The organism is bacterium 336/3, from assembly GCA_001281695.1.
Classification (GTDB): domain Bacteria; phylum Bacteroidota; class Bacteroidia; order Cytophagales; family Thermonemataceae; genus Raineya.
Window position 1 is genome coordinate 3813979 of record LJIE01000001.1, and the last position, 21497, is coordinate 3835475.

The 21497-nt window shown below is 31.3% G+C and carries 26 protein-coding genes and 1 pseudogene; 11 read left to right on the forward strand and 16 right to left on the reverse strand.

Going from position 1 to position 21497, the window contains the following annotated elements; all coding sequences use genetic code 11:
- The first annotated feature begins 2 nt into the window (after positions 1-2).
- Positions 3-410 carry a hypothetical protein gene (locus tag AD998_17860; GenBank protein ID KOY87746.1) on the forward strand — a complete coding sequence of 136 codons (408 nt, stop codon included), beginning with the start codon at positions 3-5 and terminating at the stop codon, positions 408-410.
- A 6-nt stretch (positions 411-416) separates the two neighbouring features.
- On the opposite strand, the gene AD998_17865 is transcribed toward AD998_17860, so the two are convergent.
- Both AD998_17865 and AD998_17870 read right to left on the reverse strand, forming a co-directional pair.
- A complete protein-coding gene (locus tag AD998_17865) occupies positions 417-776 on the reverse strand; it encodes a mannose-6-phosphate isomerase (protein ID KOY87747.1) in 360 nt (119 codons plus the stop codon).
- 18 nt (positions 777-794) lie between these two features.
- On the reverse strand, positions 795-1469 hold the full coding sequence (locus AD998_17870) for a hypothetical protein (protein ID KOY87748.1): 675 nt from the start codon (positions 1467-1469) through the stop codon (positions 795-797).
- Positions 1470-1609: 140 nt separating this feature from the next.
- On the opposite strand from AD998_17870, the gene AD998_17875 reads away from it, so the two are divergent.
- The 3 genes from AD998_17875 to AD998_17885 are packed head-to-tail and all read left to right on the forward strand — an operon-like array spanning position 1610 to position 2702.
- On the forward strand, positions 1610-1984 hold the full coding sequence (locus AD998_17875; protein KOY87749.1) for a 30S ribosomal protein S6: 375 nt from the start codon (positions 1610-1612) through the stop codon (positions 1982-1984).
- 4 nt (positions 1985-1988) lie between these two features.
- Entirely contained in the window at positions 1989-2240 is a 252-nt protein-coding gene (locus tag AD998_17880; protein KOY87750.1) for a 30S ribosomal protein S18, read from the forward strand.
- Positions 2241-2258: 18 nt separating this feature from the next.
- Entirely contained in the window at positions 2259-2702 is a 444-nt protein-coding gene (locus tag AD998_17885; GenBank protein KOY87751.1) for a 50S ribosomal protein L9, read from the forward strand.
- Between the two features lie 52 nt (positions 2703-2754).
- Here the strand turns inward: AD998_17885 and AD998_17890 are convergent, their stop codons facing one another.
- From AD998_17890 to AD998_17935, 10 genes are all read right to left on the reverse strand, one after another.
- Positions 2755-3711, reverse strand: coding sequence for a hypothetical protein (locus tag AD998_17890; GenBank protein KOY87752.1), 957 nt, complete (start codon positions 3709-3711; stop codon positions 2755-2757).
- Positions 3712-3719: 8 nt separating this feature from the next.
- On the reverse strand, positions 3720-4370 hold the full coding sequence (locus AD998_17895; protein ID KOY87753.1) for a hypothetical protein: 651 nt from the start codon (positions 4368-4370) through the stop codon (positions 3720-3722).
- Positions 4367-6481, reverse strand: a complete 2115-nt coding sequence (locus AD998_17900) for a hypothetical protein (protein KOY87754.1) — start codon at positions 6479-6481, stop codon at positions 4367-4369. Before AD998_17900 ends, AD998_17895 begins: the two co-directional genes overlap by 4 nt.
- 54 nt (positions 6482-6535) lie before the next feature.
- Positions 6536-6994: a hypothetical protein gene (locus AD998_17905; GenBank protein ID KOY87755.1), complete on the reverse strand. Its 459-nt coding sequence runs from the start codon at positions 6992-6994 to the stop codon at positions 6536-6538.
- Positions 6995-7140: 146 nt separating this feature from the next.
- On the reverse strand, positions 7141-7854 hold the full coding sequence (locus AD998_17910; protein KOY87756.1) for a hypothetical protein: 714 nt from the start codon (positions 7852-7854) through the stop codon (positions 7141-7143).
- 49 nt (positions 7855-7903) lie between these two features.
- Positions 7904-8587 carry a hypothetical protein gene (locus tag AD998_17915; protein ID KOY87757.1) on the reverse strand — a complete coding sequence of 228 codons (684 nt, stop codon included), beginning with the start codon at positions 8585-8587 and terminating at the stop codon, positions 7904-7906.
- 88 nt (positions 8588-8675) lie between these two features.
- Entirely contained in the window at positions 8676-10676 is a 2001-nt protein-coding gene (locus AD998_17920) for a hypothetical protein (protein ID KOY87758.1), read from the reverse strand.
- Complete coding sequence (locus AD998_17925; protein KOY87759.1) at positions 10642-11625, reverse strand: hypothetical protein; 984 nt, start codon at positions 11623-11625, stop codon at positions 10642-10644. Before AD998_17925 ends, AD998_17920 begins: the two co-directional genes overlap by 35 nt.
- Positions 11622-12188 carry an RNA polymerase subunit sigma-24 gene (locus tag AD998_17930; protein ID KOY87760.1) on the reverse strand — a complete coding sequence of 189 codons (567 nt, stop codon included), beginning with the start codon at positions 12186-12188 and terminating at the stop codon, positions 11622-11624. The genes AD998_17925 and AD998_17930 overlap by 4 nt, the downstream gene beginning before the upstream one ends.
- Positions 12189-12251: 63 nt before the next feature.
- Entirely contained in the window at positions 12252-12854 is a 603-nt protein-coding gene (locus AD998_17935; protein KOY87761.1) for a hypothetical protein, read from the reverse strand.
- Between AD998_17935 and AD998_17940 the strand changes: the two genes are divergently transcribed.
- The 5 genes from AD998_17940 (at position 12854) to AD998_17960 (ending at position 16013) form a co-directional block, all read left to right on the forward strand.
- Positions 12854-13420, forward strand: a complete 567-nt coding sequence (locus tag AD998_17940) for a hypothetical protein (protein ID KOY87762.1) — start codon at positions 12854-12856, stop codon at positions 13418-13420. The genes AD998_17935 and AD998_17940 overlap by 1 nt on opposite strands.
- A 97-nt stretch (positions 13421-13517) precedes the next feature.
- Positions 13518-13841 carry a hypothetical protein gene (locus AD998_17945; GenBank protein KOY87763.1) on the forward strand — a complete coding sequence of 108 codons (324 nt, stop codon included), beginning with the start codon at positions 13518-13520 and terminating at the stop codon, positions 13839-13841.
- Between the two features lie 11 nt (positions 13842-13852).
- A complete protein-coding gene (locus tag AD998_17950) occupies positions 13853-14980 on the forward strand; it encodes a glutathionylspermidine synthase (GenBank protein KOY87764.1) in 1128 nt (375 codons plus the stop codon).
- A gap of 19 nt (positions 14981-14999) precedes the next feature.
- Positions 15000-15206, forward strand: coding sequence for a hypothetical protein (locus AD998_17955; protein KOY87765.1), 207 nt, complete (start codon positions 15000-15002; stop codon positions 15204-15206).
- Between the two features lie 45 nt (positions 15207-15251).
- On the forward strand, positions 15252-16013 hold the full coding sequence (locus tag AD998_17960) for a hypothetical protein (protein KOY87766.1): 762 nt from the start codon (positions 15252-15254) through the stop codon (positions 16011-16013).
- 19 nt (positions 16014-16032) lie between these two features.
- On the opposite strand, the gene AD998_17965 is transcribed toward AD998_17960, so the two are convergent.
- The 3 genes from AD998_17965 to AD998_17975 all read right to left on the reverse strand — a co-directional run bounded on the left by AD998_17965 (position 16033) and on the right by AD998_17975 (position 18448).
- Positions 16033-17076: a hypothetical protein gene (locus AD998_17965; GenBank protein ID KOY87767.1), complete on the reverse strand. Its 1044-nt coding sequence runs from the start codon at positions 17074-17076 to the stop codon at positions 16033-16035.
- Between the two features lie 55 nt (positions 17077-17131).
- Entirely contained in the window at positions 17132-17779 is a 648-nt protein-coding gene (locus AD998_17970) for a hypothetical protein (GenBank protein ID KOY87768.1), read from the reverse strand.
- Between the two features lie 96 nt (positions 17780-17875).
- Positions 17876-18448: a hypothetical protein gene (locus AD998_17975; GenBank protein KOY87769.1), complete on the reverse strand. Its 573-nt coding sequence runs from the start codon at positions 18446-18448 to the stop codon at positions 17876-17878.
- Between the two features lie 363 nt (positions 18449-18811).
- On the opposite strand from AD998_17975, the gene AD998_17980 reads away from it, so the two are divergent.
- Positions 18812-19975 carry a hypothetical protein gene (locus AD998_17980; GenBank protein KOY87770.1) on the forward strand — a complete coding sequence of 388 codons (1164 nt, stop codon included), beginning with the start codon at positions 18812-18814 and terminating at the stop codon, positions 19973-19975.
- A 104-nt stretch (positions 19976-20079) separates the two neighbouring features.
- Positions 20080-21252 (forward strand): glucan biosynthesis protein, encoded by a 1173-nt coding sequence (locus tag AD998_17985; GenBank protein ID KOY87771.1) that lies wholly within the window; start codon positions 20080-20082, stop codon positions 21250-21252.
- 13 nt (positions 21253-21265) lie between these two features.
- Here the strand turns inward: AD998_17985 and AD998_17990 are convergent.
- Positions 21266-21478: pseudogene (locus AD998_17990) on the reverse strand (hypothetical protein).
- Positions 21479-21497: the final 19 nt, after the last annotated feature.

The following is a 21497-nucleotide window of genomic DNA, read 5'->3' on the forward strand; positions in this document are numbered from 1 at the left end:
CTATGGAGAAAACTGTTAAACAAGTCATTAAATTAACCCCATTTCTTATTTTATGTATACAAATAGCATATTGTTGGTATGATTTATTAACTGTCGAAGACTCTTTTATTACTATAAAATACTATTTAGCACTTGCTCTATTAATTATCAATACTGGTATTTATTTCTGGAAATTTGAGAGAGGCTTGTTATTAACAGGCATTATACTTGTGTTATCAACATTTTCTCTTATTCATATAACATTTGAAGTAGCTACAAACTCATTTTATATTCAGATTGGTAGTTTAAAAATCTCCACACCTGATATTCATGGATTTTCTCTATTAGTTCTAATTGGATATTGTATTGTAAACTATAATATTATTAAAATGATGAGAGTAAAATTAGCCTTACTTTTAAAAAAACTTTAATTTTAATCAAATTTTCTCCAAATTATGTTTCGTTAAATTGCTTTCTGCATTGCCAGTATTGAGGGTGGTGGCAGGCTCAAAAAGCATTACACAAACTTCATTTTTTGCCACAGGACGGTGTTCTACACCTTTGGGAACAATTACAAACTCATTTTCTTGGATTTCTACGGTTTTATCTCTGTATTCCATTTGGAAACTACCTTTTAACACCAAAAACATTTCGTCTTCGTGGTCATGTTTGTGCCACACAAATTCTCCTTGAAACTTTACAAGTTTTACATGCTGTCCATTGAGTTCGCCCACAATTCTCGGATTCCAGTAATCAGAAAACAAAGCTAATTTTTCGTTGATGTTGATTTTATCCATAAAAAAAATGTTTATAGTTTATTCATTTTCATCTAAATCGTGTTCATTGGTTGGTTTCTTATCATCAAATTTTTTCCACAAATTTTCCATACTACTATAATCTCTGATGACTTTTAAGTTTATGAGAGAAAACAATATGAGTGCTATATAATTTACTTTGGTCAAACCATAATATACTTCTAATTCACTTAAATTCTCCAAATTAAAAGCATAATAAATAGATGTCCATCCTATAACTGAAGAACATATATATAATAACCACCAAAAAAACAGTAAATTGATATTTAGTTTTTTAAATATAATAAAGTATTTTTCTTCTAATAATTTTCCTGTTTCAACATATAGCTCCTTCATGATAATAAATGGTCTATAAAGGCTTATAATAGGTATAAACCAGCTTGCTACTGCCCAACCCTCTGTATAAGCTAAACCATCTGTTTTTTGGTGCAGATTATAGTAAGCCCTTCTAAACCATTGCATAAATACAACATTTTGAGCAATCGTTATCATTGTACTAAGCAACTCTATTATTTCTGATAAACTTGTTTTTATTTCAAAAAGTCTTTCTAATTCTAAATTAATGGGATAATCATATTTGAAATGAAACATACCTAATTTTATTACAAATATGAGCATTAATATAAATGTAAAAATTATTGTATTTTGGGCTCTTTGCCCATTAAATCGTAGCATTTCATTTTTTAGTTTAATCACTTTATAAAACTAAGAAAAAGTACTTGGATCATATAATATTTACAAATATTCTCTAAATCTTTTGCATCTCATGAAAAGATTTTTTAGATTTGCACCCTCAAAATCAATTTATTAAACCGATGAATAACAAACAATACGAAACGGTATTCATTATAACTCCCGTCTTATCTGATGAACAGATGAGGGATACCGTAGAAAAATTCCGTAAAGTCCTCACCGATAACGGTGCCGAAATTCTCCATGAAGAGAACTGGGGGCTTAAGAAATTGGCTTATCCAATTGCTCACAAAAACTCAGGTTTTTATCAGTTATTGGAATATACTGCTCCTGTAAACGTAATCAATACGTTGCATACAGAGTTTAGCCGTGATGAGCGTATCATGCGTTACCTTACTACAAACCTTGATAAGTATGCTGCTGAGTACAACGAGAAACGCAGAAAAGGTTTGATTGGAAAGAAAAAAGAAACTAAAACAGTAGAAAAGGAGGACTAAGGCTATGACATTGATGAACGAACCCGTACACAAGCAGGAATTAAAAAAGAAGTACTGCCGTTTCAAGAAGCATGGTATCAAATTTATTGATTACAAAGATGCAGACTTCTTGTTGAAATTCGTAAACGAACAAGGTAAAATTTTACCTCGTAGGCTTACAGGTAACAGCTTGAAATACCAACGTAAAGTTGCTACAGCTATCAAGCGTGCAAGACACTTGGCTTTGTTACCATTCGTAACTGACTCTTTAAAGTAATTTTAAAATTTGATTTGTATGGAAGTGATTTTGAAAGAAGACCTTACTGGTCTTGGCTATAAAAATGATGTAGTAAAAGTAAAGCCTGGTTACGCTCGCAATTACCTAATACCCAAAGGTATTGCTATTATGGCAACAGACAGCAACCGTAAAATTTTGGCTGAAAACTTAAAGCAAGCTGCTCACAAAGCAGAGAAAATCAAGACTGAAGCATTGAATATTGCAGAAAGAATTGGTGGCTTGGTACTGGAAATTCCTGCGAAAGTGGGTGAAAGTGGTAAAATCTTTGGTGCTGTAACTACTACACAAATTGCTGAAGCTCTTAAATCTAAAGGTTTTGATATAGACCGTAAGAAAATTGCTATTGGTGGTGATGTGAAAATGGTTGGTGAGTACAAAGCTACTTTAGACTTACACAGAGAAGTAAAACATTCTATTATTTTTAAAGTAGTAGGAGAGTAATTCTCTAAAAAATATCAGAAAGCCTTCCCAAATGGGAAGGCTTTTTTATTGTCTAAAAATCTTCATGATCCTCTTCTTTTTCTTTCTTGCCCAATTTATTGACACTTTGATATAAGTTTTTATGCTCTTTTCCTTCGTAAAGAGAGCCATAAATTGCAAATAAGTTTATTTTCCAAAACATTGTTGCAAAAAACTGAAATACAAGTCCTATAAATGTTACAAAAAGAAGATAGACCTTTATGACATCTCTATCAAAGTTGTTACTTGCTGATATCAAGTATGTAGGAAGTGCAATGAAAAGTAAAGCCATTAATATCAATACTACCACATTTACAACTATTGCCCCAAATACATTCCACCAATTATTTTTAATTAGTTCTACAGAGCGTTCAACACCTGCTATCAGATTTGTTTCTTCTGCTACAGCAAGGATTTGCAAGAATAGCATTCTTATCAGAAAATAAACAATTATAGAAACAGTTGCTAAACCAATTGTGTAAGTAATCCATTCAGATTCTGCAAGAAAGCTCAACATGATAATTCTTGTAAAAAAGAATACTGCAACAAAAACAACAACAGTAATAATTGCATTCAGACTCATAAGAGTCCAAATATTTTTTCCCATTTCTGCAAACAACTCCTTTATTCCAAAATTTACGCCTTTTTTACTATGCAAAATAAAATAAGAGTAAAAAGCACTTGAAATACAAGCTCCAGAAACAGCCTGATAAAGCAATGAGATAATAATGTAATGAATTGGAAAATCCGATTGAACATTTTCGTATATCTCACTTCTGATAGTTTGTGCAAGCCAAGCATACCAGCCTCCTGTTACAATTGTAAACCACTCATTATCTATAAAATACAAAACTCCTAAAAGAAAATATAAAGGAAGATAAATAACAATGATTGATTTGAATAAATGAGTAAAATTTTGATTGATAAACTTAATAGAAAAACCAATTGTGTCCATTACAGGACGTTTTTCAAAGAAATCTAGTGATACCATAATAAGTTTTATAGTTGTTCTTTTTTTATATTTTTCGATTGTGAAACCAGCATAGCTGGAGTTATTTCTACAGAATATGTACTATCATTTTCTTTATGAATAGATGCAAATTTCCCCTTTATTTTTACTTTTTCCAAACAAAAATTCTCTAAAAAGTAATTGGTTGTTTTTCTTGTAGATATGTATTGTTTACATTTAGGTAAGTACTTAAATTTTATTTGTTCATCATCATTGTATGTATGAGCATAAAATACAAAATAGGGCTTATATGACTTCATTTTATAGGTTTTATGATATGACAACACTAAAGAGTCACAAGCATTTGTAGGAATTTCAGGGTTCATCAGATACATTCTAACACTATAGGATGTATCTGATTGCTCTCCACTTGTAAATTTAATATATTGAGTATCCTGACTATATTGTATATCCACAAGGTCTCCTTCCAATTCTATATACTGATTAATGTGAGACTTTATAGAAGTACTATCTTTCTGGTATTTATTGATAAATTCTGTCGTAGATATTTGTAGTTTCGCTTTTTTCAGCCTTATATCTTCTGCCACTGATTTCTTATAGATGCTTCGTATTAAAAACATGATTGCTACAATACCTATAAAATAAACTCCTAAAGGCAATTTTTTGAATATCATATTCATTTATTCAAAGTGAATGTAAACAGCCTACCATCTTTTGTACCTGCCATCAGTAATCTTTCCTCTATTCTTGCCTTAAAGAACTCCAAGCCCATGTCTTCATTAAAAATGGTTTCAAACTTTGCAACATCCAATATATATAGCTTTGTTCCTTCTGTGTAAGAAAGCCAGCCTTTTTTGTCATTGAATAAATGATGAACAGGTTTATTTACCCCCAAAGGCTTTTCTCGTTGGAGTTCAAAATTCTGCATATCGTATTCGTATAAAATCTCTTTTTTACCTACAATGTATAATTTCCCTTGAAATACCCCAGTAAAACCTATGTATTCATCAGGAACTTGAATACGATGTGTAATCTCATAAGTTCTCAGATCCCAAATGGTACAAATATTTGAAAGGCAAGTAACTGCTATTCGGTTTTCATCTATACGAATTGGGTTATTGGGATATATTTTATCATCTGCTCTTTTGGGAGAATACCAAAGTTCTCTTTCTATTTTGAGTGTTTTATTGTTGAAAACAAACAAAGGGCTGGATGTTTCGTAATGAGCCTTTGCTTGAAACTGAAAACCACAATCAAGCATTGGAGCTGTACCATCTTTCGGATATTTTGTATCTAAAGGTTCACCATAATAAGTTGAAAAAATTGTGATTTCATCTGAAATTCTTACATGATTATAAAAGCAACAAGGAGTATCTAAAATTTTTATTTCACCAGTTCGAATATTGATTAAGCGAGGTTTATAAGAAATTGTATAAGTGATAATATGATCTTCATCAACAGCAACCATATCATCCACATTTACCAAATCATTGTCTAAAAAAATGGTTTTATTTTCTGTAAGTAAATAAGGGTCTATGATTTTTATCTCACCAGCAGCAGCTAAAAACACCTCATTAGGCTGATTGGGTAAAGAACCCAGTACTTTTGTATTATTGCTTTTAAATCCTTGAAAATGCTTTTTAGGTTTCCCATATCCAGACCATGCAACAATAGAATAGTAGCTATAAGAAAATATTGTGTCAGATTCTTTATGGTAATAGGCATCATAAATATCTGATGTATGCTGAATTTTTACACCTTTTTGCACCAATGCATCTATATTCCATACTTTAAGATTACCTTTTTCATCACCTGTATAGAGATACTGATTATTCCACTCAGCACAACTAAAAATAGGCGTACCTCCATGAGCTACTTCTTCAAAAATCAAGTCCCCATTGTCTAAATTCCACCCCTGTAACACTTCTGAGCCTGTTACAAGCATGTTGTATTTGGCGATGTATAAGCCTTTTTTTATTTTATTATGAGAAGCATCTTTTTGCCATAATACCTGCCATGTAGTATCATCCCATACCACCACATCTGTCGCAAAAGTAGCTACTCTTCCATTTGGCAACCAAATCGAAGAGTTTGGACTTTGTTTATTACCTAAACCAGAACTATTATCGCCACCAATGGTCATACCCAATACATAACCTAGATATGAACCTTCTATCAAATCTTTTAGTAAAGTTCCATTTTGAGCATCCCAAAGTTTAAGACTACTATTGAGAGCTGATGTCAGTATTTTATCTTTTTGAGGGCTAATAGCCAAACTATATACCCATTCTTCATGTCCTTCCAAATTAAAAAGCAAATCTCCCTTCAGATAATCCCAAACTTTTACCAAACCATCTTTAGAAATAGAAACAACAGCATTATTGGTAAACTCTACTTTACTGACATAATCATTGTGTCCTCTTAGGGTTTTAGTGAGACTCCATTTGGCTGTTTCATAGATTCTGATGGCAAAATCATCGGAGCAAGCTGCTAAATAACGTTTATCAGGAGAAAATGCTATATAATTGACAGGAGCATTTTGATCTCTGATTTCTGTTACAAGTTCTAAACTTTCCCTTTTCCAAATTTTGAAAGTACTATCCTCAGAGGTAGTCAGCAGATATTGGTCTGTTACAGCCATTCCTCCAATAAAATGGTTATGAATTTTCTTCTCAGCTACAAAAGTGTTTTCTTGAGTAGGAAAATTCATTAAGGGTTCAATAAGATAATCTTTAAAAGAAGTTGATAAGTCATCATTCATCTTTTTCCATTTATCCAAAAAGTTTGCCATACTTGGAATAGGTTTAAAGGTGCAAAAATAATGTATCAGTTGTATGTGGAAAACTTATTCGGCATCTATGATAAGTCCTAAACCTATAATGCCATTTATTGCTTGTGTGGGTATATTGTGGGTAATGATAAACTGATATTCTCCAGTTTCTGTAAATTTTATACTCTGATTTATTACAGTTTCTACATCACAAATATCCCCAGAACAATTACTGTTGTATTTGCCTGCTTCGTCCATAATATTGAAAGTTTTATTACTGCTTTCTTCTTTTCCTGATGGAGAAATAGTTTTTATTTTCACACTTAAATTTTTAAGCTGAACTCCATAAATATGTCTGAGTTCTAAAGAAATCTTGCAATTTTTTGTAATATCTTTTATTAGAGGTTTGAACACAATTTCTTTTCCAGATGCCCACGACCTATTAGGAAAAGACTCTTGGTTATGTTCTTTAAATGTATGACAACCCATTAAAGATAAGAAAAGAGTATATAGAAGTATCAATTTACCATTCATATTGATGTTTGTTTTAGAAAATTAATTCTACGAAAAAATGTTTGTTATTACAACACATCTATAAAATAATGTTTGCAAGAAATATTTCCTGATTGGATATTTACCAAACAAAAAAGCCCATTAATAATGGGCTTTTTTAGTGATGTTTAGTCTTGTTGCAGATAACTTTCGCCTGAAAGACGGCTTTCAATAGTGGGACTTCCTTTATAACGAACAAGGCTTGCTCCACTGGCAGTTACTTTGAGTGTCTGGTTTGCAGATATTTCAGCTGTGCTGGCTCCTGATACATCCATATCACAAATTTCTGTTTTTGCTAAAAATGCATTTAATATAGATGCTCCTGAAATGTATGCTTCAATTTTATTTGTGTTGATACTTTCCTGTATTTTGAGTTTAGAAGCTCCTGAAACATAGAAAGTAAAACTTGAAGCTTGAACTTGCAAATCGCAAGTGGATGCACCACTCAAGTTCACAATAAAGTTGCTGTTTTCTATAAATCCTTTGATATTAGATTTACTTGCTCCCGAAAAATTAGTTTCTTTTAAAGTAGGCATTGTGATATATAGACGAGTTGAGTACTGTCTATTTCTACTGTTTTTGTACCTCATTTTGAGTGTATTGTTGCTCACCCAATATTCTAAATCATCTAAGTTTCTTTTATCGCCTTTGGCAACAATACTAAACTCTGAGCCCTGTGTCACTTCTATCACAAAAGCCTCTCCCATTTCTAATTTTTGAAAATTCTGTAAACCAATTGACATTTCTGCCTCTTGAATAGCACCATAATCTTCTCTACGCTGACAAGCTGAAACCAATGTTAGAAGAACAAGACAAAACGAAATCCAATGAAATTTTTTCATAGTGGTAAAGGTTAAAAAGTTAAAAACATGCTGGTTGAATAATAAATGATTAAGGTTGTTCTGTGATTTTCTTGTATTTCTTGGGTTTGAACCATCCAAAGCTTACACCTGTCTGGATAATGGGTTGGCTCAAATCTTTTGCAGGATTTACACCTAAATTATTATCTTTGCCAAATGCCTGACGATAACCTACGCCAATACTTGCTTTCATCCAAGGGAAAAAATTAGCTTCTACGCTTACATGAGGGGTTGCTACAAACATAGGTGTAGAGCTTTCATAAAAAGTGTAATCATCCCAATGGCTATAACTACGAGAAAATTCTTGTAAGTGTCCATAACCAGTTCTCAAACCGAAGGTCATGTGAACTGCCTTCATGGGTTGGAGTTTATAACCCATACTCAAACCTGTTTGGATGAACATCAGTTCGTTGGTAGTAAGGTTAGCTGATGATTTTGTGATGTCTAAAGGAGCTACTGATGACACACCATAAGCTCCAATATAGAATTTCTGATTGAATAAAACTGCTCCTTCTGCTCCTACTGAATAGAATGTTCCTATTCTTGGGCTTGATGTTGCAAAAGAGAGTTCACTGATAAGATTTCCAAAACCAGAGATTTGTAATCCTTGATTATTTTTAAAGATTGTTTGATAGTTCTCGTCTTGAGCTTGAGCAATAAGATTTGTAAAAAAAGCTATGCTTATAAAAAGGGTTTTTAAAATTAGATTTTTCATATTTCTAAGTCATTTTAGTTTCTTAATGCTCTAAGACAACCTAGATTTTTCTTACCCCTATTTACAACTTAAATTTTTTTTTATTTTTTTACCATCCAAATCTTATCCCTCCCTGAAAGCCTATCCAATTAGCTTTATATACATCATTTTGGGCATTTTCTTTGAGCAGTGTAGTAGGTAGTTTGGGATAAAACTCTAAAAAGTTATTTTTATCTTGTGATAGCCAAATATTCAAACTTGTTCCACCAAATACAGACCAATGTTTAAAAAAATGGTATTCAGCATTTGCTGACAATCTAATTTGCAAATTTTGAAAGAATACTTCTTTATTTAGATTTATAATTTGACTTCCCACAGTCTGAAAATCTACATTTAATCTTTTGGTAGCTGATATGCTTGTTCCTATCCCATAACCTCCTATAATATTTTCAGACTTCGAAAGAGCATTTGTTCCCATCATCAAAACATTATAAAAGCCTGATACACCAGATTTAAAAGAAGTCGTATAATTACTCTGTTCGTCAATACTAATTTCCAACCTTTTGTAGCCATTTTTCACAAAGCTTAAAAGCCCTATGGGAATAAAATCTTTGGTTGAATCTGTTGCTATATTCACAATGCCCAATTGAACAGCCTTTTCAGCTTTTTTCGTTATATTCAAAAAGCCTGAAAACTGGATACCTTCTTTTATTTTTTTAGCATAATTCAAAAAACCACTCACTTGTACACCAGTTATATTTTTATTTACCCAATTGAATGTAGAAGAAACTTGTACACCTTTCATATTTTGAGATACAATATTTCCAAATCCGCTCACTTGGGCTCCATTTATATTATTGGCTATAATGTTTAATCCAGCTGTTACTTGTACACCATCTAAATTTCGTGTTCGGTTTAAGAGTCCACTAACTTGTCCTCCAAAAGCATTTTTTCGAGTCCAACTATAAATAGATGCTGTTTGAAAGCCTTTTAAATCATTGGAAACGATATTGAACAAACCTCCGATTTGTATTCCATTTACATCTTTGCCTACCCTATTAAAAATACCTCCTATCTGAACACCATATACACCTCCTCCTACAACATTACCAACTCCTCCAATTTGAACATAACCCACATCTTGAGCATTTAAATTCATGATACCTCCAAGTTCAAATCGTTTTACACCTTCATTATAGCCTATCAATACATTGAAAGAATATTTGGTTACAGTATTTCCACCTAAAAATCGATTGGTACTGATGGTTGGTAGAAAACTTACCTGAAATTCTTTAGAAAGTGTTGTGTCTAAGTTTCTTAAGTGTATTTCTTGAATAGTGGAAGTAAAAAACTGAGAAGTTTTTACAAATATGGTTGATTTGGTTCTAAATAAACGATGTCGTAAACTATATGATGGCTTATTTAAAGAATCTGGAATGGGTTGAATATTGAGTGTATCAGGAATGGGCAAAAAATCTATATTTGAAATATTATTTTTTAGAGGTTTTTCTTCCAAATTGAGTGTAAGGGCTATATTAACCAAACCTAATTTTTGTGTTGATATGGTCATTTCTTCTTTTTGGTAACCATCTTTTTGAATATAAATTGTAAAATATGTGGGTTGTGTAGGCAAACGCATTTCATAATACCCAAACTGATTACTTACAGAAGAAACAAAAGTTGTTTTTTCATAAATGCTGACACCCTCTATTCGCCTTCCCGAACGACTATCAACGACATAACCTGCTAAAGTAAAATATTTAGGCTTTTTTATTTCTCGAATAGTTTTTTTTTCTAGAATTAGGTATTTACCTTTTACTTTATAACTAATGTTTTGGGGCAAAATCTGATTTAAAACTATTCGTAAAGGTTGTTTATTGCTTTGAAAAGCTATGGTTTTATCCTCAATGTTGGCAGGATTGTATGAAAAGCTAATATTAGACTGTAAAGCAATATTTTTAAGAACATTGCTGAGTTTTTCATCTTGGACTTTGATAGAAATAGGCTCCTCTAGTGGATTCTGACTATATCCACAACGAATGAGTAATACGAAAAATACAAATAAAAAAGTTTGTTTATTGACAAGTTTCACCATCCAAAAATATTTCATTGCCATTTATCTGAACGCCCAATTTAAGAGTTTCTGATATAGTTTGCGAAATATTTTCAATAGTTTCTTCTTTAAAGGTTACAGTAATTCTGCAATTTGCCAATACTGGATTTTTCAGCATTATTTTTTTGTCGTATATACGATTCAGCCTTTCTATTACTTTGTTTAAAGCCTCATTCTCAAAAATGAATATTTTATTACTAAAACTTGCAAAGTTTTTATCTGTGTTCACCAATTTTTCAAGGTTTTTACCTTTTAAAAGCACTTTTTCATTTTGTGTTAAAACTATTTTTTCAGTATTGGTTTTCACAGAAACCTTGCCTTCTTGCACAATTACTTGTTTTTCGGGTGTTGAAACAAAAAATATTGTCCCTAAAACTTGTACTTCCATTTCTTGGGCTTGTACTATAAAAGGCTTGTTGGGATTTGAGCGTACTTTCAACAATGCTTCACCTTCCAAAGTGACATTTCGACTAGCAAATGATTTGGAGTAGCTGATTTTACTATTTTTATCGAGCCACACCACAGAACTATCAGGCAAATAAAACTCTTTGGGTGCTTCTTGCGTAGAAAAACTTACTATTTCATCTGCTATTGCTTCAGGGCTTCTGAACAAAAACCAATATAACAAAAAAGGTACGATGAGTAAACCTGCTATACTAGCTGCCATCCTCCAAGAAAACATGGTTGTTTTTCGAGGTTTTAATGTAGGCGTTTCTTTTAATGATACACTTTTATCTATTGTTTTTAATTTTACTTTATTCCAAGCTACCTCAACATCTACTTTTTGTTCATTTTTGGCAACAGCCACACCATTCCAGATTTTTTCAAATTGGGTATAAATTGCTTTGTTTTCTTCTGTCTCCAACCATTTTTCAATAGCTTGTTTTTCCTCTTGTGAGGCTTCATCTACAAAAAACTTGGCTAATATTTCTTCATTAATCATCATACAATTATATTATTTAAACCAAGTAAAACCAATAACACCAAGTAGTCAGATAGTTTTTCTCTTAATATTTTGAGTGCTTTTCCCATCTGGTTTTCCACTGTTTTCACAGAAATATCTAACTGATTGGCTATTTCTGCATATTTTAGTTCTTCATATCTACTCAAACAAAAAATGATTCTACATTGCTCAGGCAAAGCATTGATGGCTTCACTTATTTTTGCCTCCAGTTCGTTTTCTATTGCCAAATGAGAAGCTGGCTGGCTTTGCCCTTGTCCTAAATTCACTTTGTATTGCTCATATACATTTTTTACTTTCTGATGCTTTATTTTATTCAAACAAGCATTATGAACCATTTTATACAAATAAGACTTCAAAGAAATCTGTATATCTAAGTTTTCTCGTTTTTCCCAAAACTGACAAAATACATTTTGAACGACTTCTTCTGCTTCATCCATATCTTTGAGCATAGAATTGCCATAATTGCACAGACCTTGATAATAAGTTCTGAATAATTCTTCAAAAGCAGATTCATTTCCTTGCTGGATTTGCTCAAGTATAATCATTACGGTATAAGACAACTGATAAAAGGGTTACCCCTATTGGCTTCACAAAAATATTATAATTCTTCAATGACAAAATGATATTAGCTCTAAATTATTTTGGATACAATAAGACAAATTATGCATGATTCCCAAAATATTTTCATAAACATCTTTTTCATCCTGATCTTCTTTGAGCATATCCAAATTTTTAGTTTGAACAATTGTCAATTGTTGGAGTAATTCTTTTTGATTTTCAATACTCATCAATCCTATTGAAGGAAAATCATTGATGGGAGGTATATTGAAAGGGAGATTATAACTTTGAAGCAAATAATCTTCCCAAAAAATATCTACGCCAAAATCGTACAATAAATATTTACTCATCATTTCTGTTTCATACATAGATTTTATTTCTCTCTGATAAGGTAATTTGTATCCTAAAGTATCACAGATACATATCAAAGCATATCCATAAGCAAAATAAGCTGTGTAGTCGTATTTTTCGCCAAAAATTATATCTTTCAAAGCTTTTTCGGGTGTCGTTTGATAACCTTCTAAAAAAAAAGATTGATAATGCTTAAATTTTTCTGTATTTGTTATTTTATCCCACATCATTTGGTCTTTAGAGCCAAATACTTTTGTTATTTCAACAGTTTTTATACCATAAGAAAAAATGTAATACCCCATTGCTTTATAAAGTTGTTGTGTACATTGATAAACTAAAAGTTTACTTTTATAAAATGTTATTTTCTGTTCTGAAAATACTCATAATTTTGAATGATAAAAATACTAAAATTTCAAATCCCATGAAAAAAACACTTTTCTCTATTGTTCTATGTATTTTGTCTGTAAGTCTGTATGCACAAGGTGGTCGTCAGCAATTATTGAATAAATATGTTGGTGAAAGAAAAATAACTCTTCAGTGGCTTGATACAAGTCCAACCAAAAAATGTAAACCTGGAAAAGTTACTATTTCTCAAGAAGATGGAACTTTTAACCTAAATATCAAAGGAAGTCAGTACAAAAATGACAACGAATATGTAACCATAGAAGGAACTATTGAGCCTATTTCTGCTATTGAGTTCAAATTTACAGGAACTATCACTTCACAAGTAAGTTATATTTATGATGGAAAGCCTTGTGTAAAATCTGGAACTTATACTTTTAAAAAGTGGAATGGTCGTCCTTTTTATCGTTTACAAGAAAAAACCAATTGTGATGGCTCTGCTGTGGATTATGTAGATATTTATTAGATTATAAGTTGTGTATTCTTGAATCAAAGCCTAAAAGATTAAAGTCTTTTGGGTTTTATTTTTTAATTCATAAATTGTAAAGCAATTAGAAATTATTATGAATAAGAAACGTTCAAAGGCTATTGTATTAGGGCTAACACTCTTTTTAGCTCAATCTTGTAGGCAAGACAATTGGATTGAAGGTGATAGGTCTAAAGATACAGTTGTAAGAGGTTCTACTTATCGTCGTTATGGTGGATATTATTATCCTGTCATTAGAGGACATATTTCGCCCAATACTTACAATGGTTATACACATTCTGACTTCAAGAGCAGTTCTTTTAGTGGTTATACAAAAAAATCTTCTTGGGGTAGTGGTAGCCATTCTTCTTCCAGAAGAAGTGGAGGCTTTGGTACAACTTTTGGTTCTTCAAGGTCTTAAATTATTAAAAGATGAAACGTTTACAAATTAATGAAAGAAATAACTGGAAAGAAACAGTAGAAAGTCAAGGACTGATTTTTCACTCAACAGAAGGAAAATATTGGGATGAATCGGCTTGTTATGCCTTCACAGAAAAAGAAATCTTGGAGTTAGAAAAAGCTACCAATGAGCTTTATGAAATGTGTATTGAGGCTACTGATTTTGTTATTTCCAGAGGACTTTACAAAGAGTTTGGCATTCCTGAAAAGTATATTTCGGGCATTGAGCATAGCTGGAACAATGAATTTCCTTCTATTTATGGTCGTTTTGATTTAGCTTTTGATGGCAAAAATGTAAAAATGTTGGAGTTTAATGCAGACACCCCAACAGCTTTATTAGAGGCTTCTGTTATTCAATGGCATTGGCTTTTAGATTATTACGCATCTGCCGACCAGTTCAATTCTATTCATGAGCATCTGATAGAACATTTCAAGGTTTTAAAACCTTATTTTTTAAGCGATTCTCTTCATTTTACTTGTGTAGAAGAAAGTATAGAAGATTATATGACAACAGCCTATCTGATGGATTGTGCTTCGCAAACTGGCTATAAAACCAATTTGCTTTATATTTCTGATATTAGTTATGATGAAGAATTGAATGCTTTTTTGGATATCGAAAACAAAGAAATTAAGAATATATTTAAGCTCTACCCTTACGATTGGATGATGCATGAAGATTTTGGGGAGTATCTGCTCACGACCATGCATAAAATGTATTGGGTAGAACCTATGTGGAAATCTATTCCAAACAATAAAATGATTTTGAAAATTTTATGGGATTTGTATCCACATCATCCTTATTTATTGCCTACTCATACAAGTCCTGTTACCAAGAGTTATGTAAAAAAACCTTTGATATCCAGAGAAGGTAATAATATAGAAATTTTTCACGATGGTAAAATCATAGCCCAAACAGACGGTGAGTATGGAGAAGAAGGCTTTATTTATCAAGAATATTTTGAAATACCTTCTTTTGATGGGCATGTTCCTACCATTGGCAGTTGGTTGATTGGTGAAAATGCTTGTGGTATAGGAATCAGGGAAAATACATCAAGAATTGTAGATAATTTTAGTCGTTTTGTACCTCATTATTTTATTTAATATTTAAACTTTTACTTTTATGGATCAATTACTTCACAGCATTACACAAGTTCTTGTTTTTTCAATTTTGGGCATTATTCTAGCTTTGTTAGGCTATAAAGTGATTGACTGGATAACACCTGGTAATATGTCGAAACAAATTGCAGAAGGCAATACAGCCATGGCTATTTTGGCTGGCTTCATGATTTTAGGTATTTGTCTCATTATAGCCACAGCTCTCAGTTAATCTTTATGATTTCTAATGATGTATGTCATTTAAAACTTAGAAAATATGTTTAAAAAATATATTGTATTAGCTTTATTTGCCTTATTTCTATGGGGTTGTGCAGAAAAAGAAAAGAAAAAAGATTCTGATATTCAGAGTAATACAAAAATCCCTTTGAAAGAAGATACCACCAAAAGAAAAGATACCTCTGAAGTAGTGGAGCAAAACACTCCACTTTCTTCATTTAATGGTGTATATTTTTGTCCAGAAACGAAAGAATTGTATTATCTTGAAGGTGATGAAAATTCAATCAAAAAAGTTTTTTATACAAAAGCTAAGAGCAGATTTTCTGAACAAAAGATAGTCGAACAGAAGAAAATACCTATGGAGAGTACTCCTCTCGACCCTGACTATTTACTTACAACCACACGAGAACATAAATTTGGGGTGTATCCCAGTGGACAAAGATATTTTGTAAGAAAAGACTCAGACACAGAACTTGTATTTTTTAAACTCACAGAAAAACTTTCATTTTTCGATACAGATTTAAAATCTAATATCATTCTTGCGGAGGCTCTTTCTCAAAATTATCTTGAAGAAAACAACAAAGCAGATAAATCTATCTCTATCAATCAGTTAGAAATGCGTTATTCTTTAGGTTTTAAATACAAGAATAATGATATTATCGCCATTGTTAAAGAAGATTTTAGTATAGAAACCACCGTTCCAGAAGGAAAAATTCTGATTAAAGATGGTATGGGAGCAATTAATTTGGAAGTGCGTTTCAAAGATAAACCATCTTTTATGTTGGTACAAAAAATAAAATAAGCCTTTTAAAAGGCTTATTTTATTGAGTTTGCATCAAAAAAGCAAAATCTTGTAATACAACTTCATAGTTGGGAATATAATCTGTATCTATTAAAGAATTGGTACTGATTGCCTCTTTATGAGTAAGTAAAATTGTTTTTCGTTCACCTTCTTGTTTAGATTTGATTGTAATGTATTTGGGTATATTCTCAGAAGTTTTTTCTTGTTTTAATGCTTCAAAAGTTTCTTGGCTCATAACAGCCTGAATAGATGTATTTTTCAGCATTTTATGTTTTGAAGTACTTTTTATTCTTCCACTTATGGCTCTTTTTGTAATTTCTCTTTGTCTATAAGTATCTCCTATTTTGATGAGTATTTTGATTTTTTTATGAAACTTGGCTTTCATTTCAAATAAATTATACACCCAAAAATCTGTTTGCAAACTCACTAATCGAGGGGGTTTGTAATTATCTTTGATACCTTGCTTTTGCCTAGAAAGTTTATGTTTTTGGAAATTTAGAAAAAGATGAATTTTTGAATTAGTTTCTATATCGTCTTTGAGAGTATACATGAGTGGTATTACAAACTTTTCAATAATGTCTAAATTGGGTAAAAAAGATATTTGATTTTTAGTTTCATTTATTTTTTCATATTCTATTGCTTCTTCATTATAAACCTTCAAAAACTCAGAATACTTTTTTTTATCTTTATGATAGCTTGCATTTCGAACAAAAAAAGCAATAATACCTGCCACCAATGCCAAAGGCAATGATTGTACAAAGGAAAATTTTGCAAGCCAAGAAAGAACAGCCAACACAATAACAATCAGGATAGCTGTTACTATTCCCTCAGAAATTGGGTTTAAAGGTCTTTGGGGTTCTTTAGGTTTTTTAAATGTAACTTTAAAGATTTCCTTTTTGTATTGATGTATTTGCATCAACCATGACAAATAAGTATTCCATTCCTGAAAATTGTATTCTCCTTGTACTTGTTGATGGCTTTTGATAGAGTTTTGAATATTTTGGGGAAGGGTTTTATACAATTCCAAAACTTTTTCGAGTTTCTCAAGTGTACTTGATTCCATATTTTGATATTTTTATTGAATAATTTGAGAAATTCAATTCTCTGTAAAAATACACTTATTTTGGAAAAATATCAGGTAAATAAGCTTCTATCATTTGTTTTTCTTCAGAACTCATATTTTGATATTCTTCGGGTGTGGGTAAGGCTACCATTTGAATCTTGATATTTTGTTGCTCAAAACTATGAATAGCAATATGTAAGTCTTTTGGCTCTGTACCCAAAAAATTCAGGCTCATATCGTTATCATCTACAAAATGTATTTCCAGTTCAAAATGAGGCTTCGATTTTCTTGAAAAAATAATATTTACAAATTCGATTTCCTCATATTCCCATGTTTTTTTATCCCAAAGTTTATGTACAGAAAAAGATTTCATACGAAAACTCTGATATGAAAAAAAGCCCACAAGCAAAGAGATAGAACTACCAACAAGTAACCATAAATACACAGGAACATAAAAACCTAATAAATAGAAATTGGTATAAAACCCACTTGGCAAGACAAAAGAGAGTAAAAAAGTGATTATCAAAAAATTGGAACCCATAATAATCAGATTATTAGCCCAAGAAGTCCGAAGTAAAACAAGGTCTTTTTTGGTTAAAAACAGTTTTTTCGACCATGCTTGTTGCCATGTGAAAAAATTTGCTAAAAATAAGCCTCCTAAACCCGTAAAAAATAATATTAAAAGTAGATAGTTGAAATCCATAAGCTACTGTTACACCACCAAAGTTCATTCAAAATAAAAAACCTGCCATCTCTAAAAAAGAAATGACAGGTAATATATGCATAATGTTCGAAAATACTAAACTCCAGCGTGTGTTCTAAACATTTTGATAGCAATGGCAAGTAAAATAACACCAAATACTTTCCTAAGTACGTCTGCACCTGCTTGTCCAAGTTTCTGCTCTATCCAACCTGACGCTTTTAAAACCAAAAATACCAAAACCAAATTGAGTGCAATAGCTATCAGAATAGACCATTGATTATATTCTGCTCTTAAAGACAAGATTGTTGTCATGGTCCCTGCTCCTGCAATAATTGGGAATGCAATGGGCACAATAGATGTAGATTTTGATGAACCATGTACTTCACCTTTAAAAAAGTGAATTCCCAACACCATTTCAAGACCCAAAAAGAAAATCACCAATGCTCCTGCAATAGCAAAAGAAGGTGTATCTAAACCCAAAAGTGTTAAGATGCTTTCGCCTAAGAATAAAAAGGCAACCATAATAGTTCCTGCCACAAGTGTAGCTTGTGTAGAATGTAACACTCCTGCTCTTTTTTTGAGGTCAATAATAACAGGAATAGATCCCAGAATATCAATGACAGAGAATAAAATAAGTGATACTGATAAGATTTCTTTAAAGTTGAACATAGCCTTGACTTAGGTAATTTTAATTTTCTGCAAAATTAAGCAAAATTAAAACACCAAACAATATTCTGTGTACTACTTTTTTAATTTTCAAGAAAGCCTAAATAAAGTCTTACCACTTTCTTGATAAAGTACAAATAGGAAAAATATAAAAAAGCTATTTTAAACCCAATAGAGATATTTTGTATAAAAAATAGTTAACAATTAGTTAAAAAGTTTAATTATTAATTAATACTTTTTTGAGCATTATTTTGAGATGAAAAAATATCAGACAAAATAATATTTTACATTAAAAATATATTAATTTATCAAAACGATACAATCTTTTGTAAAATATTTGTTATTTTATGTCTGATAGAAAATGATATGCCTACATTACCTCTAAAAATAGATTTTTTTGCAATGCTTATTTTTCTGGGCGTTGTACAAGGTCTTTTTCTCTCTTATTTTTTTCTTACCAAAAAACCTTTTCTATGGTCAAATCGATTTTTAGGTCTTCTTATTTTATGTTTTTCTCTCTCCATCACTGAGATTCTTTTATGTTATACAAATCTGATGTTCAACACTTTGCATCTCATAGATTTTACCGAACCTAAAAACTTCTTGATTCCTCCACTTTCATATTTTTATATTCGTACAAGAATTAATCATCAATTTTCAAGAAAAGATTATTGGCATTTTATCCCTTTTGTAGTCTATTTTATTTACTGTTCTCTCGTTTTTTTTCCACAAAATATATATTTTAAATACAATGCTTACATTCACTCATATCACCCTACATTACCCACCATCGAAAATGATCAATACTGGGATTATGATTGGGTATTTTTTATAAAAGACCATGTCAATCTGATATTCTTTTTTTATCTTATTTCTTATTTGGTAGGCATATTTTTTATGCTTTCTAAAGAATCTAAGAAGCTAAATCTTTCCTTTTTTTCTAAGGAAAATACAGAATTGGTTTGGTGTCGAAACATCTTTTTTCAGATGTTGGGCATTATGATTCTTTTTCTTATTGTAAAAATAAGTTTTAAAAATGATTTAGGTGACCATATACTTGCTGCTCATCTTACATTTGTCATTTATCTTATTACTTTCAGAGTTATTCATCAATCTGTATTTTTTCACCCACAAGTAAATGAAGAGAAAGAAGTCAAAAAATATGAAAAATCGACTGTTACCCCTGAAATACAGGAAAATATACTTCAAAAAATAGAAGTTCTGATGGCTCAGGAAAAACCATTTTTACAATCCGATTTTTCATTGCCCAATTTTGCCAAAACCCTGAAAATTACACCTCATCAACTTTCACAAATTATCAATGAAAGTCTGGGGCAAAATTTCTTTGAGTTTGTTGCTAAATATAGAATTGAAGAGGCTCAAAAACTACTTACTGCCAAAGAATATCAAAATATTAAGATAGAAGAAATAGCCGAAATGGTTGGTTATAATTCCAAATCATCTTTCAATACAAGTTTTAAGAAAATTGTAGGACTTACTCCCTCCGAATTCCGAAAAAATCGGGCTTAAAAGTGTGTTCGAGTTTATAAAATCAAACGCCAAGCTTATATAAACGTTCTCCAAACGACTCATAAACAAATACTTTTGAGCAAAACTTTAAACTCAAAAGAAAAATGGAAATTTTAGAAAACGAAAGACGTTACGATTTAGATTGGATACGAGTTATAGCATTTGGCATCCTAATTTTATATCATGTGGGAATGTTTTTTGTTCCTTGGGGTTGGCATATCAAGAATAACCAAATCTATGACTGGCTTACTTATCCCATGATGTTTCCAAATCAGTGGAGGCTTTCTTTATTATTTGTTGTTTCAGGCATGGGAACATATTTTGCTCTTTCTAAACGTACTGGATGGCAATTTACAAAAGAAAGACTCATTCGTCTTTTGTTGCCTCTTGCTTTTGGAATGCTTGTCATTGTTCCTCCTCAAGTATATTTTGAAAGATTAGACAAAGGTCAATACACAGGAGGTTATTTATCTTATTGGTTTTCAGAAGCTTTTGTTGGAGTTTATCCACAAGGCAATTTGAGTTGGCATCATTTGTGGTTTTTAGTATATTTACTATTTTTCTCTTTGGCATTCATTCCCATTTTTCTATATCTCCGAAAAAATCCTGAAAATGCACTATTAAGGTTCATCAAAAAATTGGCTTCTTCACCTTATACCATTTATTTACTAGTTTTTCCTTTATTTATTTTTGAAGGTTTTGTTGAACCATTTTTCAACTCCACACACGCCTTTATTGGCGACTGGTTCAATCTTCTTCATTATGGTACTTTGTTTTTCTATGGTTTTTTGTTGATTGCTGTCCGTCAAACTTTTTGGCAAACCATTCTTAACCATCGATTTAAGTTTTTGATAATGGGGGTCATTAATTTTTCAATTTTTATGTTTATCAAAATCCAAATTAGAACAGGTGTTTGGGAAGATGATTATTTGGTTCATTTTACAGAAGCTTTTTTCAAGGTAATCAATTTGTGGTCTTGGATACTAGTCATCTTTGGCTTTGTAGCATATTACCTCAATAAACCCAGCTCAATTCTCAGTTATTGTAATGAAGCTGTTTATCCATTTTATATTTTACATCAGACTATTACAGTAGCTTTAGGTTACTACCTCAAAAATACGTCTATGGGGCTTTTCTTGAAATTTTCGCTAATGTCATTAGGTACATTGGTGATTACTTGGGTTTTATATGAATTTCTGATTAGGAGAATTGGTTTCATCAGACCATTCTTTGGGCTAAAACCTGCAAAATCAAGCCCTGTAATGCAAAAAGTCTAACGAATGTTAGACTTTACTTTTGTTTATCTACTCTTGTTGAAATCTTATCAACAATATACCAAGTATTTTCGATTTTGATGAGGTTAAAATAATCTGTAAAAATAGCTTTGGGCGTTTCTATTTCACATTTGGCACTGGCAATATTGCCTGTAAAATCTATGGACTTTATTCTTCCAAAAATACCATCTTCTTTGGCTTTTACTGATTTAAAACCTTTTAAATATTCGCTTCGGCTCATATCTTTA

Excerpts from the sequence above, each read along its gene's own strand:
- AD998_17860 (KOY87746.1), top strand. The coding sequence starts at position 3 with ATGGAGAAAACTGTTAAACAAGTCATTAAATTAACCCCATTTCTTATT.
- AD998_17865 (KOY87747.1), bottom strand. The coding sequence starts at position 776 with ATGGATAAAATCAACATCAACGAAAAATTAGCTTTGTTTTCTGATTAC.
- AD998_17870 (KOY87748.1), bottom strand. The coding sequence starts at position 1,469 with ATGCTACGATTTAATGGGCAAAGAGCCCAAAATACAATAATTTTTACA.
- AD998_17875 (KOY87749.1), top strand. The coding sequence starts at position 1,610 with ATGAATAACAAACAATACGAAACGGTATTCATTATAACTCCCGTCTTA.
- AD998_17880 (KOY87750.1), top strand. The coding sequence starts at position 1,989 with ATGACATTGATGAACGAACCCGTACACAAGCAGGAATTAAAAAAGAAG.
- AD998_17885 (KOY87751.1), top strand. The coding sequence starts at position 2,259 with ATGGAAGTGATTTTGAAAGAAGACCTTACTGGTCTTGGCTATAAAAAT.
- AD998_17890 (KOY87752.1), bottom strand. The coding sequence starts at position 3,711 with ATGGTATCACTAGATTTCTTTGAAAAACGTCCTGTAATGGACACAATT.
- AD998_17895 (KOY87753.1), bottom strand. The coding sequence starts at position 4,370 with ATGAATATGATATTCAAAAAATTGCCTTTAGGAGTTTATTTTATAGGT.
- AD998_17900 (KOY87754.1), bottom strand. The coding sequence starts at position 6,481 with ATGGCAAACTTTTTGGATAAATGGAAAAAGATGAATGATGACTTATCA.
- AD998_17905 (KOY87755.1), bottom strand. The coding sequence starts at position 6,994 with ATGAATGGTAAATTGATACTTCTATATACTCTTTTCTTATCTTTAATG.
- AD998_17910 (KOY87756.1), bottom strand. The coding sequence starts at position 7,854 with ATGAAAAAATTTCATTGGATTTCGTTTTGTCTTGTTCTTCTAACATTG.
- AD998_17915 (KOY87757.1), bottom strand. The coding sequence starts at position 8,587 with ATGAAAAATCTAATTTTAAAAACCCTTTTTATAAGCATAGCTTTTTTT.
- AD998_17920 (KOY87758.1), bottom strand. The coding sequence starts at position 10,676 with ATGAAATATTTTTGGATGGTGAAACTTGTCAATAAACAAACTTTTTTA.
- AD998_17925 (KOY87759.1), bottom strand. The coding sequence starts at position 11,625 with ATGATGATTAATGAAGAAATATTAGCCAAGTTTTTTGTAGATGAAGCC.
- AD998_17930 (KOY87760.1), bottom strand. The coding sequence starts at position 12,188 with ATGATTATACTTGAGCAAATCCAGCAAGGAAATGAATCTGCTTTTGAA.
- AD998_17935 (KOY87761.1), bottom strand. The coding sequence starts at position 12,854 with ATGGGGTATTACATTTTTTCTTATGGTATAAAAACTGTTGAAATAACA.
- AD998_17945 (KOY87763.1), top strand. The coding sequence starts at position 13,518 with ATGAATAAGAAACGTTCAAAGGCTATTGTATTAGGGCTAACACTCTTT.
- AD998_17950 (KOY87764.1), top strand. The coding sequence starts at position 13,853 with ATGAAACGTTTACAAATTAATGAAAGAAATAACTGGAAAGAAACAGTA.
- AD998_17955 (KOY87765.1), top strand. The coding sequence starts at position 15,000 with ATGGATCAATTACTTCACAGCATTACACAAGTTCTTGTTTTTTCAATT.
- AD998_17960 (KOY87766.1), top strand. The coding sequence starts at position 15,252 with ATGTTTAAAAAATATATTGTATTAGCTTTATTTGCCTTATTTCTATGG.
- AD998_17965 (KOY87767.1), bottom strand. The coding sequence starts at position 17,076 with ATGGAATCAAGTACACTTGAGAAACTCGAAAAAGTTTTGGAATTGTAT.
- AD998_17970 (KOY87768.1), bottom strand. The coding sequence starts at position 17,779 with ATGGATTTCAACTATCTACTTTTAATATTATTTTTTACGGGTTTAGGA.
- AD998_17975 (KOY87769.1), bottom strand. The coding sequence starts at position 18,448 with ATGTTCAACTTTAAAGAAATCTTATCAGTATCACTTATTTTATTCTCT.
- AD998_17980 (KOY87770.1), top strand. The coding sequence starts at position 18,812 with ATGCCTACATTACCTCTAAAAATAGATTTTTTTGCAATGCTTATTTTT.
- AD998_17985 (KOY87771.1), top strand. The coding sequence starts at position 20,080 with ATGGAAATTTTAGAAAACGAAAGACGTTACGATTTAGATTGGATACGA.